The sequence below is a fragment of the uncultured Shewanella sp. genome, from assembly GCF_947501665.1.
Lineage (GTDB): Bacteria > Pseudomonadota > Gammaproteobacteria > Enterobacterales > Shewanellaceae > Shewanella.
Map to the genome: position 1 here is coordinate 1 of NZ_CANMWS010000004.1, position 17606 is coordinate 17606.

The 17606-nt window shown below is 37.6% G+C and carries 9 protein-coding genes; 4 read left to right on the plus strand and 5 right to left on the minus strand.

Going from position 1 to position 17606, the window contains the following annotated elements; genetic code table 11:
* The 5 genes from Q0976_RS03675 to Q0976_RS03695 all read right to left on the minus strand — a co-directional run.
* Positions 1-1790: condensation domain-containing protein (locus Q0976_RS03675; protein WP_299491093.1), on the minus strand; the 1790-nt coding region annotated here is incomplete at its 3' end.
* Positions 1787-6649, minus strand: coding sequence for a non-ribosomal peptide synthetase (locus Q0976_RS03680; RefSeq protein ID WP_299491095.1), 4863 nt, complete (start codon positions 6647-6649; stop codon positions 1787-1789). The genes Q0976_RS03680 and Q0976_RS03675, both read right to left, overlap by 4 nt.
* A 13-nt stretch (positions 6650-6662) precedes the next feature.
* A complete protein-coding gene (locus tag Q0976_RS03685; RefSeq protein WP_299491097.1) occupies positions 6663-7421 on the minus strand; it encodes an HlyD family efflux transporter periplasmic adaptor subunit in 759 nt (252 codons plus the stop codon).
* Positions 7421-10486: an efflux RND transporter permease subunit gene (locus Q0976_RS03690; protein WP_299491099.1), complete on the minus strand. Its 3066-nt coding sequence runs from the start codon at positions 10484-10486 to the stop codon at positions 7421-7423. Before Q0976_RS03690 ends, Q0976_RS03685 begins: the two co-directional genes overlap by 1 nt.
* Before the next feature lie 336 nt (positions 10487-10822).
* On the minus strand, positions 10823-12148 hold the full coding sequence (locus tag Q0976_RS03695) for an MFS transporter (protein WP_299491101.1): 1326 nt from the start codon (positions 12146-12148) through the stop codon (positions 10823-10825).
* 1138 nt (positions 12149-13286) lie between these two features.
* Here Q0976_RS03695 and Q0976_RS03700 point away from each other — a divergent pair.
* The 4 genes from Q0976_RS03700 (at position 13287) to aepY (ending at position 17606) form a co-directional block, all read left to right on the plus strand.
* Complete coding sequence (locus Q0976_RS03700) at positions 13287-13430, plus strand: hypothetical protein (protein ID WP_298773175.1); 144 nt, start codon at positions 13287-13289, stop codon at positions 13428-13430.
* Positions 13431-13633: 203 nt separating this feature from the next.
* Positions 13634-14782: a hypothetical protein gene (locus Q0976_RS03705; protein WP_299491103.1), complete on the plus strand. Its 1149-nt coding sequence runs from the start codon at positions 13634-13636 to the stop codon at positions 14780-14782.
* Between the two features lie 71 nt (positions 14783-14853).
* A complete protein-coding gene (gene aepX, locus Q0976_RS03710; RefSeq protein WP_299491105.1) occupies positions 14854-16476 on the plus strand; it encodes a phosphoenolpyruvate mutase in 1623 nt (540 codons plus the stop codon).
* Positions 16473-17606, plus strand: coding sequence for a phosphonopyruvate decarboxylase (aepY, locus tag Q0976_RS03715; RefSeq protein ID WP_299491107.1), 1134 nt, complete (start codon positions 16473-16475; stop codon positions 17604-17606). The genes aepX and aepY overlap by 4 nt, the downstream gene beginning before the upstream one ends.

Here is a 17606-nt window from a genome sequence, read left to right on the forward strand (position 1 = left end):
AATAGGGTTTTTATCGAATAGAACTTCACTTCTTTACTGTTTAAGGGCTGACCTATGCAGAGGCTCAAGCCACTCTGATTAATAACTGTTTTGATATGGTGCTCAGGGGCATCTTGCGACAAAGGGACATACACAGCTCCCGCCATCATGATGCCGACTAACGCAATACTTAAATCTAACGAATGGGGTAAACTTACTGCGACTGCATCACCTTGTTTAACACCGAAATGATGGAGGCTTTTAGCAATCTGTTCACCTTGCAGCCAAAGTGCGCCATAGCTTATCCCCTCTTGACTTGTGCGAACAGCCATTCGCTCTTTTTGTAACGTCACTTGCTCTGAAAAAGCCGCTAATACACTGGGTGTTTCTGCCCAGCTTGGCATTCTAGGCCAACTCGGCTTTTCACCTCGAATATTCGATAGAAACAAAAATTCGAGCCGCTCTATCGTTGACTCGCTCAATATACTAGGATCAAATTCCCATTTTAACCTGATCCCATCACTCGATGAAAAACAAGCAAGGCTCAATGGAAATTTTGATTTAAAAGAACGTGTATCTCGCCTTGATATTGATAAATTAGCCATTTCAATCAAGTCATTGGTTTCTTCTTGCCAAGAAAATACCACTTGTCGAAAAAGCAAATTTACATCCTCGAACCGATTTGCCTCATCAAACGATGATGGGTCAAATACATTAGCAGAAAAATCACAATGCAATTGTTGCTGAAAATCGGCTAAGCAAGTACTGGAGTGAAATCGAATTGGAATAAGTTGCGCTAAATGGCCAATTATGTCCCCTGATTGATTGTGTCTACGATTCATGTGTGGTGAACTGAGCACGACTTCAGCTTGACCTGCATATTCACATAACGTTTTTGCCCAGCAGTATAAAGAGGCACTAAATAACGAGACTTGAGATTGTTTAGCCATTTGCGTTAAGTCAACATTCTCATTTTCGCTCAATACGTAAAATCGATTATGAACTCCACTTTTTAGAGGAAGTGAAATAGAGTGTAAACTAAGGGGTTTACATGTATCGAGCCTTTGCTCCCAATAAGTTTGCTCACGACTATCACCTAATTGCAATTGAATGAGATCTAAATAACCAAACTCAGGAGGGACAATATTGTCATTGTTATATATTTTAACTATTTTTTTAAACAAAATATCGATAGAAATGCCATCAATAATAATGTGCGGGAAGTTGAGTATTAATACGGAATGATTAAAAGCAATATTAATTATTTTAGCAATAAAAAGTGGACCGAAGTACAAATTAAACCTTCGCTCCGTTTCATATTTGAGCGTTCTTTGAATATCGTTCTCATTCCCACTGGCCACATCAACGTCCCATTCGCTCAAATAATTAGGCTTCATTAACACCTTGTCATCGGCTTCTTTAAAAACACAGTGTAAGACATCGATATTTTTATACACCCACTTCAGTGCAGACGCTAAACGAGCAACATCTAATTCACCTTTTAAGTCATAGCAAAGTGGAATATTGTAATGCTCTGCGCCTGATAACTTATATACTGGCCATAACTCTTTTTGAGAAGCAGAAATCTCAATTCCCCCCTTTTTTACAAAAGCATCTAATGGGGCTAGTTCCAGGGATTCAATTTTAATCTCAGCCAAGTAGTTAAGTATCAGTTCTTTATGTTTTTTTAGTTTTTCAACTATTTGGTTAGGAATAGGGCTATTCTTTGATTTTATTTTTAACTGATTATCTGCAGCCCTTACAGAAACGCCTTGTTTGGAAAGCTCCATCAAAAACACACTTACGTTCATATCGTCAGCTCCTCCACAACATCAGAGATATCTTTAGCAGTAGAGTCAAGGAAGCTAGCAACGGCTCGCACGGAACCCAAGCGAAGAAAATCCATCGCTCGAATCGTAAAGGTCATTTCTTGTTCGATTATCGCACATATTCTCATAGCCATTAACGAACTACAGCCTAGAGCGTAAAAACTCGCAAAAATATCAATATCTTTAACTTTTAAATGACGACAAATGATATCTGATAAACTCTTTTCTACCAGAGTTAGCTTTAAGTCATTAATCAACTTTATTGTGTCTATTTGCGGTAGAGCACCTCTATCCACTTTTTTATTAGGAGTGAGAGGTAACTCATCTAAAATAACAATTCGGCTAGGCACCATATAAGATGGCAAAGAGTTGCGACAAACCTCAATCATGTCCTGCTCTGTGCCATTTGTTTGCATAAAAGCAACCAATTGCTCAACATCATTTGACTCACGAACAACAATCGCACATTGGGTAACACCATGATGTCGTTTTAAAACTTGCTCAATTTCTTCTAATTCTATTCGAAAGCCAGATAGTTTTACTTGCTGGTCTATTCGCCCAACAAACTGAAGTTCAAGATGATTATCTATCCAGACTAAATCACCTGTTCGGTACATTCGCTGCCCTGTCTGAGGTGATAATATAAACCGTTCATTCGTTAAGCTTGTGTTGTGTAAATAACCATTAGCCAAGGTACGTCCACTGATCCATAACTCACCAATTGCGCCTTTTGGGACTGGTGCAAGGTTAGCGTCTAGGACATGAAACTGAGTATTTGCAATCGGTTTACCTAAGCTAAAAGAATGCGTTTGACTGCTCACCTCTATACGCTTCATAGACGACCAAACCGTTGTTTCTGTCGGACCATACATATTGAAACAAAGATTTCCATTCTGACTTAATCCTTGCGCCAAAGTTACATCCATAGGTTCTCCACCACATAAAATTGTCTGAGAGGAGAGAGGCTTCCAACCTGATAAGAGTAACACTTTCCACATGCTTGGCGTCGCTTGACAGTAAGTGACTCTAGCATCATGTAAGAATGACATTAATGCGTTGACATCGTTTATTTCTTCATTCGTAGCCAAGATCACTTCTGCACCATGAGACAGAGGAAGGAATAGCTCAAGAGCTGAAATATCGAACGAAAATGAAGTCAATGCTAACCAAGTGTCATGACTGCCAATAGAAAATTCCTTGGACATGGACGTTAAAAAGCTAGCAAATGCACCATAGCTTATCTCTACCCCCTTAGGGTTCCCGGAGCTTCCCGAGGTGTATATACAATACATAGGATTTGTTGAGTTAACCAACGGCTCGATAAACGGTTGATGACTACTGGCATCAGGTGCAACGGGACTGACATCAAAGTGGTTATCAGCAGTGACGACATATTGAATACCACTTTGTTTGATAACATAGTCAATGCGTTCTTTGGGGTAATCAGGATCAATTGGAATATAGCCCCTTCCAACGGCTTGACAAGCCAACATCCAAGCAACACTATCGACACCTCTTTGTAGACATATCCCTATATACTCACCTAGACTCATTGAAAATGAAGATAATAAAGAAGCTTTAGCCTCTACACATTGAAGCAACTCACTATAAGTAATTGATTGTCCTGAACATGTTACGGCTTTATTGTTAGGGAATTGTAAAGCCTTCTTCTTAAATTGTTCAAATACAGTTTGTTCTTGAATCTTTAATTTTGGACCACAAATCACTGGCGCATCCACCGGTAACTCACAAACAAGACTAGAACAACGCTCTAAAAACAAATTAAGTATTTTCAGATAGCTCTGCATCATGCTCTCTATAAACCACTCAGGAAAACGAGCGGTTTTAAACTCCCATAACATATGCACAGGATCATTGTCACCCACCTGACCTTTCCTTGGAATAACGATCACTGATAAATCAAACTTAGCCGCGTGACTGTCTATTGCTTCGTAAGCTTGTACAGCCTGAATATTAGGTATGACCATTTCTGGCATTGGTGAATCATGAAAACCAAAAAACACTTGAAAAAATGGATTCACCGCAAACTCTCGAGAAGGATTTAACTGTTGAACAAGATGTTCAAAAGGGAGAGCTTGATTCTTCTGCGCTTTAGACACACATTGCGCACTCATTTTTAAAAATTCATGAACAGTCGTTGATTCATCATAAGCATTACGTAAAACAACCGTATTAATCATCATACCTATAATAGAGTTTGCATTTTCCCATTGACGGTTAGCAAACGCAGAACCAATATTAATGTCTTTATCACCAGAGTATTGGGACAACATCACATGAAAAGCTGCAAGCATGAAACTAAAGGGGGCTTCCTTTCTTCGCTCTACAAATTTTTCAATTTTAGACCACATACTACGTTCAACTTGAACTCGAATGGTTTTTCCTTGACTGGTGTCATCGCTCCTCGTAGGGAATGTGGGCAGATTCGTCATTTTGCTCGACCCTTGAAGCTGGCGTCGCCAATATTCAAGCTGTGAGGCCGCCTCTTCCGTTTCAAGCCATTTCAATTGAGTGATACAAAAATCCGCATATTGTGTAGGCTTTTCTCTCTGTTCATCACTATTTTCGATATATTTTGCATAATAAAATAGAAAGTCCTCTAAAAATAAATTGTATGACCAGCCATCGTGCACGAGATGGTGCTCTATATGCACCAAAATATTTTTACCATTAGGCATTTTTACCAACCCCCAACGCACAAGCGGGAGCACAGACAAATCAAACGGTTGATTTAACTTATTGCTAATGACTTCATCTAACTTATCAGCACTGACATTCGGGTCCAGAGTCGAGAAGTCAAAGACTTGTAGGACCACTTTGAAGTTTGCATAAACCCGTTGAATACCTTCTCCTTGCCCATCAACAAAAGCGGTTCTGAAAATACTGTGTCGCTCAACAATTTTCTGAAGGGCATGCTCTACTGCTTTTCCATCCACTTTACCTGATAGACAAAGTTGAGACTTAGCATGATATGCTTTATCCTCTATGTTCATGTTCGCTAAATACCATATTGAACGCTGAGAGGATGAAAGAGCAACGTCAAAATATCCACCTAGAGTAGACTTATTTATATTTCTAGTATTAATTTCAGTTGTTGAGTAAGTATTACTCTTTATTGCAAACCAAATCTTATTTGGCGAACCAAGAGTTTGAAACAACTCAAACGGTAAATGCAGTTTAAATGACTTATACACCTGAGCCGCTATCGAGATTGCCGCAACAGAATTCCCTCCACGCTGAAAAAAATCGTCCTCCCAATCAATATTCAAACCTAATTGTGTGCGAAACAGATTGAGAAACTTCGCTTCTTTAGCACTAAGACTTTCTATCGAGTCATCAGCAGGTTTTATTTCCAATATCGGTTTGGGTAAAGCAGACTCATCCAGTTTCAAATTGGGTGTTAATGGCAAGCATTCAAGTCTAATAAAATGGGACGGGAGCATATAGCTAGGCAGCCTTTCTTCTAAAAACGTTTTTATCTCTAAATCAGAAACGCCTTTATTTGACTCAACGACAATATAGGCGATTAAGGCTTCGCCTCGACCAAGTTGCTGCTTCACAACATGAGACTGTTTTATGCCTTTGAGACCCATTAAATGAGACACTATTTCGCCAGCTTCAATTCGAAAACCATTCAACTTTATTTGTTTATCTATGCGACCGACATATTCTATTTTCTGTGCTTGGTTTTCTCTGCATAGATCTCCTGTACGATAAGATCTGTGCTTAACACCAATTCGATCAGTAAATAATACAAAATTGTTATTTTCTTTGATTTTTTTATTAATATATCCTCGCCCAACTCCAATACCATAAATAATGAGCTCTCCTTCCTGACCTTGCGCGACGGGCTTAAGATCATTATCAACAATCGCACACTTAATCCCCGGAAGCGGAACCCCAATGTCAGGCAAAGCACCCGACTCACTTGAAACGAAACCTGAAGTTGTGATCACTGTCGCTTCTGAAGGACCGTAAGCATTCTCAACCCTTACTGTCCAGTGCGTTGGTGGCCTTGTCGTTAACTGCTGACCTGCGGTTTGCAAAACTTGTAAACTTTCCGGCAGAATAACTAATGGGTCTCGCATTAATATTTCTGCTATGGGAGTCGGTAACCAAGAGAAAGTAATTTGATGAAGCGAATAAAATTCGGTTAACCTTCGAGGATTCAAGAGAACTTCATTGCCAACAATAAAAAGGTTCGCGCCACAATTGAGGGCGGGTAACCATTCCATCATCGCGGCATCAAAAGCGGTATTCGAGCTAAATGTTATTCTGCTGCTAGAGTTTAAGCCGTAGTATTGACAAAAGACATCCACTACAGGTAACAAGGTTTCAAACCCAATGACGCATCCTTTTGGAAGCCCCGTTGTGCCTGAGGTATATGCTACGTAGGCAATATCAGCTTTTATCGACGGCCTGTTAGTGAGTTCACAAGAAGCATTAACATTCGTATTAAAGGATATGTCCAGTGCTTCGCTTTCTGTTGATTTTGGCGTAAGATTGATGACAAATTTGCAGCTGAGTTCTTTTAGAATGTGGTTTAATCTTTGAGGTGGTGTGCCTTCAAATATAGGCGCAACCCCAATTCCCAGTTTCCAACAAGCCAATACCGCCTGAATATAATCAATGGAACGCGGGGAAATTATCGGTATGACATGGGGCCAATGCTCTGTATTGGTTCCCAATTGGTTTGCAAGTAGTGAAGCCCATAAATCTGCTTTTTTCTCCAACTGTTGAATGGGTAAACGTTGCTGCGAAGTCTGAATATACTGATAAACGTTTTCTTTGCCAATTCTAGAGATAAACTTTTTTATCATCGTTAGTTACCCACTAAATTTTTTTTGCTGGGATCAAGACTTTTAAGCCCTGACCGATGAGAATTTCCTGTTCATAAAGGCTAAAGCTGGCGATCACAGTGCCTGATTTAGCATCGACATGTGGCAATACATAATCTAATGGCAAATCCACCTTTATATTTTTTTGCTTAAAATAAGCACTCGAGAGATCCAGTTTGTCGAAGCTTTGATAAGGGATTTGTACTTTTACAAACATATTTTTGGGATTGAATAATAACGCAACTTTTTGACCTTCATTGATAAATTCATTCAAATTGCCATTGCGTTGAAGCACAACACCATCATAAGGAGCTCGAATATTTTTTTTGTCGATAACAAATTCGAGATTAAGGATATTTTGCTCAATAATACTGAGTTCTTGAGCCGCATTTAAATAATCAATATGCTTCTGTGCTCTCATCTCATCTGAAACTGAATGACTTTCAACTAACGTTTTATAGCTGAAAATAATATTTTGATATTCCTCTATAATCTGCTTTTTTAACGCTAGTTGGCGATTCAAAATCACCAACTGCCGATTATCATTATCCTGCTCAATTTTAGCGATTACATTTCCTTTTTTAAATCCGGCACCAGTATCCAATACGTAAGTCAACAGGCCTTCTTGTTCAGCATATAATTGAACCTTCGATTTAGAATAGACTGTCCCTGGCAGCACAATGTCAGAAACTTCAACACTAGCAACATGTTGAGATATGATGACTAATAATAAAAAACTAACAAATTTTGACATTAGGCTACCTTTTCTAAAGAGGTGGGTTGGGTTGGGTGCATGATCGCGATGTCTCCGCGCCCAACTACCAAGACATTTGCAGCACTAGCGGAAACAAAAGTAACTGTTAACAAATTAGTAAAAATACCACCAACTATGACGGCAACAATCCCTTGATAGATACTTGAAGCATCCGATGGAAAAAGGAGTAGCGGAATACTTGCAAAAATAGTAGTAACAGAGCTAATAAGAACGGCCCTGAACCGTTCTTTTACTCCATTGACTATCGCATATGAATGATTCAAATCCTTGCTATGTCTGCTAATAGAATCAATCAGTAATATCGCATTGTTAGAAACGATACCTAACATAATTGCAAAGCCCAGCATAGTGAGTATATTGAAGTCAGCAGGTGTAAAAAGGGCTAAAATGTGGAATCCAAATACACCGCCTGCAATAGCAGGAAGCAAAGAAAATATAACCACAATACCATTTCTCATTGATTTTAAGGTATAAGAAATAATCACAAAAAATGATACCAAGGAAAATAACAGCATGGCGAGTAAAAAGACTTTCGCTTTGGTCAAGCTCGCCACACTGCCTTCGATACTAACCAAACCTTTTGCTCCAATTATTTCCTTTAACTTAGGCACTATTTCTTTCTCTAAGACAGCCAGTACCTCTGAAACAGAAAGGGCTTTATCTGTTATACGTAAGTTAATTGTGGCAGCAGGGATCCCATTTAGACGATCAAATGATGCCCATTTTTTGAATTCTTCAATTGTAAACATTTCTCCTAGATATGTTCTATCACCATTAGAGGCGACATAAGGTATTTCGCTTATGTTCGAGCTCGTATTTTCAATTGAAATATAGGCATTTAAGACTTCGTCTCCACTATTCCATTTTCCAATAAAATCCGATTCGCCTAGCGCTTTAACCACATTTTTCATTTCAATGTTCGTCACATTCAACTGAATCAATTGTGGCAAATTGGCCACAAATTCGAACTCCGTTTTCTGAGTCTCTAATTTAGGCATTATGTTTAATGCAACACCTGGTATAGACTTTTCAATTAAACTGCGCATTTCGCTGATATGTTGTGATAACCAACTTTTGTCACTGACAAAAAGATTAACCTTGATACTATTACCGCCCTCAACCCCTCCAAATAATTGTCCTCGCATAACAATGGTTCTGTTTTGAGGAAGTTGATTTTTAAGTGATTCTTTTAAATAACTTTCTAAATCGGTCAGTAAGCTGTTGTCATTTAGTCTAACGCCTGCGGTAACAAAAAAGGGCCACCCTATGACGTAATCACTCTTCACTTCAATATGCTTAGGAATACTTTGAATAATCTCATTTATTGGTTCAACGACATTCTTATTAACTGAATCCATCGTTTTATTGGAGGCTATCGGAACATAAATATCAACCGCATCTCTCTTAACTTCTGGTAAGTAACCCAAAGCAGGAAAAAAAACAATTAAGGCGCTTAAACTCGCGAATATTACCCCCCCCAAAACAACTCTACTTCGGCGTTGGTTAGCCACAATAAATTCAACGACTTTAACAACAGGTTTAATTCCAAATTCTCTAGGAGTATGAGCTTTTCGACTAGGCATAAAATAAATAGCAAAAATAGGGGTTAGCAAAACAGTTAACACAAACGCAAAAATTAAGCCTGATGTTATCGCTATACTCAGACCTTTAAATAATTGAGCCTCAACCCCCTTCCCAAAAACAACAGGTAAAAATACAACAATGGTCGTCAACAATGACGCAAATAAAGGCGGAACTAACTTATTTAATGATGCTCGTATTGATGCTTCGTTTACCTGATCTGCTGATGAGGTTCGATCTAAATATTCTATGTAAATGAGAACACCATCTACAAACATACCCGTCGCAAAAGTAATACCGGCCAAGGAAATAACGTTGATGGAAGTATTCGTTAAAGCGAGAACAATAAAAATCCCAAAAACGGATAGTATCGTTATAATACAAGATAGTATGGTTGGTTGTAATCGCTTAAAAAAGTAAAACGAAACCAGCGTGGTAAGCGCAACACCAAGAATCAAGGTTGTCACCACCCAAGAAATTGCTCTTGTAATAAATAAAGCTGTGTCAAAGGATAAGTTATAAGTCAAGCCAGCTTGAGCCATCACACTTTGCTCTTGAGCTAAAATATCATCAACACTTTGCTGCACTTCAATTAAATTTGCCGTATTTTCTCGAAGAATACGCATGGCAATTGCAGGTTTACCATCGAAACGGACTGAAGCCGTTGTTCTAATTGCCTTAACTGAGATGTCGGCTATATTATTTAGCCGGATTATAGAACCATTTACAGTAGATATGGGTAATTGCCTAATACTTTCAAGTGTTTCTGTGCGTTGAAAAGTAGCGGTTATGACATCTTCATTCTTATATAATCTAGAAACAGGTTGAATTAGAAGATTACGAACGGTATCTCTTACCAACTCAAAACTCATTTGCATTTGAAATAGCTTGCTCATATCCAGTTTTATTTGCAGTTCTCGCTCAAGCAGTGGATTAAGTTCAACAGATTCGACACCCTCTACCAAATTAAACTGATGTAAAGCAATATTCTTGATAAAATCGAGCTGTTGATCAGTAAAATAGCCAGTTTCAGATGTAATAAAATAACTCCCCACCACACGGTTTGACACATTCTGTCCTCCATGGCGAAATACGATTGGCCTTACATTTGGCGGCAGCGGTCGAGTGCGTGTTAAAAGCGCGGTTAACCTATTTTCTATTTCAGTCAGGTTACTCCCATACTTTAGCGTTATCTCAAACGACACCTTTTCGTCAGATGTTTTTACTTTCAACGACTCAATGCTTTTTATCTTGCCAAGGATCACGCTCTCATAGGGCTCAACAATTTCAGCAATGAGAAAGTCTTCAGACATACCTGGCCAAAGGACTTGAAATGATAATTTAGGAGGTTCTATATTTGGCATTAACTGGATCTTGTTACTATAAAGACTCATGAGTCCTAGAACTAGAATCGCAATACAAAATGCTAGAGAAAAATATTTTGAGTAGAATATCCTTTTCATAAATTTAAGACTCTTTATGATTAATTTTATTTAATGTAGAGTGTTCGCAAGTTTGTACTTATTAAGGAGCACCATCTAAAAAACAACGACCATCAATACAAACAATATTTGTTAATTTCAACATTTTGATTTAAAAAATGTCTCCCTCGATATGCCAAATTTTGTCTCGTTTCCCTACTCGTTCTACTTGACAAAGTCAGACTCAAAGAGTAAGTAAAGACCGTGATGGCTGTTCTATATTCATTTGTTTAACTTGCTTAATGATTGACATTGAAAGCCACCAAACTATTAACGAGAACGATTTTTAGCTTCTCTAACTTATCCTCAAAGCTAAATTTAAATACCATTCTTTGATTCCAAATCAAGTGCACTAAATGTTTCTCTTATGAGGCTGATATTTCTTAACTGTAATAAGACAAATGTCAACGACAATAAACAGGTTGAGATCAATGTAAACTGCATTGCACTTGTCAATTCAATTTCGTGACCGAAAGAGGCATTCAATTGTTGAAAGCCGTCAGTAATAAAAGGAGAACATAAATAAGCAATAGGTAAAACGCTAAAAGCAACCAATCTTCGAAGCGCAAACACTTTACCTCGTAAATGTTCTGGAGTATTGAGTTGCCAGAGCGTTTGACTGAGTCCATTGGCCATTGCAATCCCACAACCTGCCGAAAACAGTAAAAATGAATTAACTATATTATTGGAATATAAGGCAAATAAACTGATCAAGACTAACGGTACACTAATGGCCAATAAAATAGGCACATAAGATAAGATTCGATTAATAAATTGAGATAATAATACCCCACCTAATACCATACCCAGTGCAAGTGCGGCTCGATATAAGCCTGCGTCTTCGACAGAACCTAATGTTAATGTTAATGGGAACATAAGCACTAAAAATACGCCATTAGCGAAATTAGAGTAAACAAATAACATCAGTACAGCTAATAACCCTTTATGACGAAGAATGCAACGCAGCGCACTCTTATATCCATCCACAAGACCTATTGTATGAGCTATTTTTTGCGCATTAACTTTAGATTCATCTATCGCAAACACTCCAAAGATTAAAAACGAAATAGCTGAAATAACGAGAGCAAGTAGTGTAAAATCAGACATAGAAATAACAGAAAATAAGCCCGCGGCAACAATTGGAGAAATGAACATTGAGCTTGCACGTAGCATTTCATTTAATGAGTTAAGTTTTCCTAGTTTTACATTTTCCGTAATATTGGGAAGAATGCTTGCCAAAGATAATTGTAGCGAAGCTTCGACAAAACTGATGACGCACATAAGTACTAGAATAAAGCTAAAGTCGCTATCATTGTGGTTAATAGCTAGCTTCAAGCTCAACAAAGCTAACCAAAAAACAAAAATTGATAGATATATTAACTTCTGTTTTGAAAACTTATCCAATGCGGCGCCAATCAAGGGAAATATGATAAAACCAGGTAGCAACGCAGCAATGGCTAACAAAGAAAAGCTCATGACACTGCCTTCAATTTCAAACACATAAATCGAAGCTGAAAATTTTAATATATCACCTGCCAGAAGCACTAAGTTTGTAGCGATGACGTAAGCTATACTCACTAGCTGCTTAGATTGAATGGCTAAATATAACTTTTGTCGGTTCCCAATAGAAAAAAAATATCGCATTCAACTATGTCCTTCGATGCACATTGAAAACCTCTTAATTTTGCGAAGCTCTTTTTATCCTCCAAGAGAAACTAATCAGTAAGTTGATCTAAAAATCATTTTAAAAACATTTTCATCGCTTACTGTTAGATTGGGGGGAATTACATTTTTCGCTTTATTATCCTTGTTACCATTCAACAACCTTGTCGTCAGGGTCAGTATAGCTATATCAATCATCAGCAAAATAAAAAATATCCCGCACAACTCGGTTAACTTTTTCTCTTGCCTATTTTATATGAGCCATTATTTTCAATACAAAACTTAACTTAAAATTTATAAATAACACAATAAAAACATTAATTAAACTTGTATTTTTTAGCCTAAAACTCATTTTTAGTGTCAAATTATCCTCTTGAAAAATTTTTGTCAATAATTATTTATCAACTTGATTTTCCCCAGTTAAAATTGAGACTTTAATTGATCTCCCTCAAAATTTAAATAAAATTATCTCGCACTAATTGAAAAGTTAATGTATAAGGAATTTCAAGGAAACAAAGATGTCACCCTAGAAAAAAGTATTATGATTTACCGTTACTCTTAGATTTAAATGGCTAGGAAATTAAGTAATGAGTAAGCAGTATTTACCCATTTCTATTTTTTCCTATAACCCTATCCATCTTATCTTTCATTCGTAATGTTTTTTAGGTAACTTGAAGCCATAGCTTCAATGACTTGAGCCTAACAATGTTAAAATATAGGTTTTTTTTGTTGTAAAATAAATTCACATATGGTTTTATGTATGCTCGCCATGATTTTACGGCGCAATAACCTGTTGATATAAAAGGAATGGTAACAGATCGTTAAGCACTACTTCTTAAGTACTACTAACAGTTGAAGTAGCGTCTTAAATACTGACTAATGGACTATATGCCAAATTAATTAAACTTTGGTGTTATCAAACTCAAACTTTTAAAGTTCTATACTTTTAAAAAATTGATTTGATTAATAGCAACTTTTATTAAAGTGGTGCAAGGTAAATTAGGACTTTTAATCTATCGTTCTAAATGCTGTTATTTTTAAACGAAGATTTTACAAAGCAATCCTTTCTTAAATTATCAACTCATAAAAATTTTGTATTAATGTATATAAGGAAATTGAAATGCAAAAATCAAATGTAAAGATCTCTGGTAAATTTGAAAATGGCAAACTTCAAATGTGTCAGGTTGGCTCAAAAGGTTCAGTAAAAGCTGACAAGGGCTTCGTAGCTGTAAACGCTCCATTCAAGCCAAATACAACTAAGTAATTATCTGCTTCATAAATTTATGAATCGATAAATACTAATATATTGAGTGCTGACCATCTAATTAGGCGGCCAGCATTCTACCCAAGTATTTTTATATTAGCAAAATAAAGCATCGCCTTTGATATCCCGTATTCAAATTGCGAACGTTTCTTTTCCCATTTAATAAAAATCGGAAAACTAATTAGACAAAGCAGTAAACAATTATGGATTTAGAAGAATTTCTGAGAAAAAAGCAAACTTCAATTGAGCAAGTGTTGGCCTCTGCAAATGAGGAAGGACAGCTCGTAGAAGAGGATACTTTAATCGTAGTTGGCTCTCTATCAGAAGGTCTGGCGACGCTAAAATCTGATATGGACCTCATCCTCGTAACCGATCGTGATCCTAAATCTATTTCGAAAAACGGCAGTATTGCTTGGGTGAATGGTAAATGTTTAGTTGATATGGAAATTGTTCACCGTGCTGCTGTTCAAGAGCTAGTGACTCGCTTTAAAGGCTGGATTCAAGGAGGATGGGGCAAAACATTTGCCGCAAACTTTTCTTCAGAAGAACGTAAATTGCTTCATCGTTATCTCAAAGGTATATATTTAGATGACTCTGATAATAAAAAACAAAATCAGATCGTTAAATATGATGAAATAGAATTATCACGCCTTAAGCTCCATTGTGCACGTCATACTGCGAGATCAATTCAAGTCGATGTCGTTGGGCATAAACAAAGGCAAGATTACCGTTCAATAACATACGCAGCCATCGAGCTTTTAGGACATGCCATTGATGCCTTACTTGCATCCCATTATATTACCAATCCAATGGCAAAATGGCGGAGTCGACTTTTAGAATCATTACCTGACATTGGCCTTTCAGAACTGGATCAGAGATTTAAAAGTAAAAATGCTGATGATATTGTATGGCATCTCCATAAAATACCCGAACACACACCCCAAGCAATCCTTGAGCAAGCCCACGAAATATTTACTTTTTGTAGATGGGTATTTTTATATGCTGAAATTAAGTTGGTTCATCCACATGTATTTAAGTTCTTCAAAGTAATTACTAATTTCCCTCTGCCTAACTCAGACAATATCGGCTACTCAACTCTGCCGCTATTAGAATTTGATGTTGATTTTCATATCAATGACGACGAAATTTTTATGGCTAGATTAAATGAATTTGATGAAGTGCTATCCCTATCTTCAACTGAATTAAGCTTAGTCATGCAATTTAACGGAAAAACACACGAGGAAGAAGCATTATCGAATGTTTTCCAAAAGAAAATAGGTGTCGAAGAAAGGAACACTTTGAATAAACTTTTAAAAGCATTCGACCAAACAGGATTATTAGCAAAAGATTAATGCTCACAAATTTATAGCAGTAAAAACGACTACTTTGAAAACCCTCGAATTCAGCTATTTAGGGAAAAAAAATGAAAAAACAACAAAAAAAACGAACGCTGAAAGAAATCATAACCTCCCCACACACCGAATATTTAATGGAGGCACACAATGCAATCTCCGCAAAAATCATCGAAGAAACAGGTTTTTCAGGGATTTGGGCTTCCGGTTTAACTATTTCTTCATCTTTAGGGGTTAGAGATCGAAACGAAATTTCATGGACACAAGTCTTAGACACTGTTGAATATATGACCGATGCCGTAGACTGCCCAATATTACTAGACGCAGACACCGGTTATGGTGACTATAATAGTTTTCGTCGAGTCGTTAAGAAGCTTGGACAACGAAATATTTCAGGCTGCTGTATTGAAGACAAGATTTTCCCAAAAAAGAATTCTTTCATTGGCGAGAAGCAAGAACTGGCGTCTGTGGCAGAATTTACCGCTAAATTAAAAGCAGGTGTCGACAGTAAAGTAAATGATGACTTTGTTATTGTTGCCAGAACAGAAGCACTTATTTCTGGCTGGGGAGTAAATGAAGCTTTGCGTCGCGCAAAAGCGTACTATGAAGCAGGTGCAGATGCGATTTTAATTCATTCTAAAGCTTCTCATGCTAATGAAATCCTAGAATTTTGCGAGTTATTTGATACCCCTTGCCCCGTAGTGATCGTTCCGACAAAGTATTACAATACGCCTCCTGAAAGATTTGAACAGGCAGGAATATCTACAGTAATATGGGCAAACCACTCACTGCGAGCTTCTGTTAAAGCCGTTCAAGATACAGCTAAGGCTGTTTATAACTCTAAATCTCTGCTCCCAATCGAAAAAGAAGTCGCGCCTTTAACAGAGATTTTTCGTCTCAGTGGTGAACATGAAATGGAGCATATAGAAAAAAAATATGTCCCCACATTGGACCCCAAAAATATCATATTTTTGGCCGCATCCCGCGGTGAATACCTTAAGGATATGACCAAAAAACAGCCTAAATGTTTACTCGAAATAAATGGTAAGCCCCTTCTACAACACAATATACAACGTTTTAGAAATAAAGGCATTTTAGATATATCAGTGGTGTCTGGTTACGCTAGCCAACAACTAGACAAATTCGATGTAAGAAACATTAAAAACGATAGCTATGAATCGACTGGTGAATGTTATTCACTGAATTGTGCAATTGACCAATTAAGAGAGTCTACGATCGTTTGTTATGGTGATCTTTTGCTAGATGAGCACATACTAACGGAATTAGCAAAGGATGAGACTGATGCGGATATCGTGTTATACATAGATAAAAGCAACGAAAAGATAGAAAACCATAAAGGATGCTTTGTTCGTTGTTCGTCAGCTTTTTCTCCCAATCCATTTAAAGACAGTTCCCCCAAAGTTAAATCTGTTGTAAATGAAGATAATACCAAAAATGCCCACGGGCAATGGATAGGATTATTGAAAGTGACAGAAAATGGATTAGACAATGTTAAAAGCACACTTACACGCATAATTGCGGACAACAAAAATGCTTCCATTAATGACTTAATTGACACATTGCTGAAAAATGGTGTCCATGCAAAATGTGTTTACCTAAATGGCGGCTGGATAGATATCAATACAGCAATTGATTTAGAATTCGCAAAATATTCAGAGGCCAAAACAGCATGAATTCGGCAATCATAGACGGTGTCGAAAAGCAAAGTATCAATTTTTGGGCCTCTGTACCTTGCTCTATCATGACCCCCTTGTACAACGCATTCGATACACATGCAGTCATTAAAAATGTAACGGCCACCTCTGAAGGAGAAGCGATTGGAATAGCAAGTGGCGCATGGTTAGCAGGTATAAATGCAGGTGTTATGATGCAAAATTCTGGGCTGGGCAATGCCGTGAACCCCTTAACCTCTCTCAATCAAACGTTTCAAATACCGCTGGCACTAATGGTAACTTGGCGAGGTCAACCAGGGAGAAAAGATGAGCCACAACATCAACTTATGGGCAGTATTACACCGTCGTTATTATCATTGCTAAATATCGGTTATGATGTAATTGACGCTAGTCAAAAGCGACTTGGAACAATATTTAAAGAGCTTTCAAATAAACTCGCCGACAGAATGTCGCACGCATTAATTATTCCAAACGACCTATTAATAACAGAAAAAATCAATGAGTCTAGCACCAGACAAATATGTCAAGCCAATCGCTTTGACTTTCAACGCTCAGATCAACGCCCTATTCGCTTTAGAGCAATTGAAACATGTTTGAATTTACTGCCCGATAACGCAGTGGTCATTGCGAGCACGGGTAAAACAGGCAGAGAATTATTTACAATTTCAGATCAATCAAACTTTTTCTATCAAGTAGGCTCTATGGGGTGTGCTTCTGCACTTGGATTAGGTATTTCACTTAACACGCCACTTAAAGTCGTGGTAATTGACGGTGACGGCGCCGCACTAATGAAGCTTGGAAATCTAGCAACCATTGGACATCAGTCACCAGAAAACCTCATCCATATCATTTTAGATAATGAAACATATGATTCAACCGGCGGTCAACAGACAAGTGCACAAACAACGGACTTTGCTCTAATTGCACAAGCGTGTGGATACCGAAACATCTATAAAGCAAACTGTATTGAAGGCTTTAAAGATGCGGTTCAAGCGGCTCTTGAGGTAAAAGGGCCAACGTTAGTCCATATGAAGATTGAGTCTGGCAGTTTAAAGAATTTAGCCAGACCCAGCGTTCAACCAGTCGAAGTTGCACTTCGATTCAGAAAATACCTGAAACAACATAGGTAA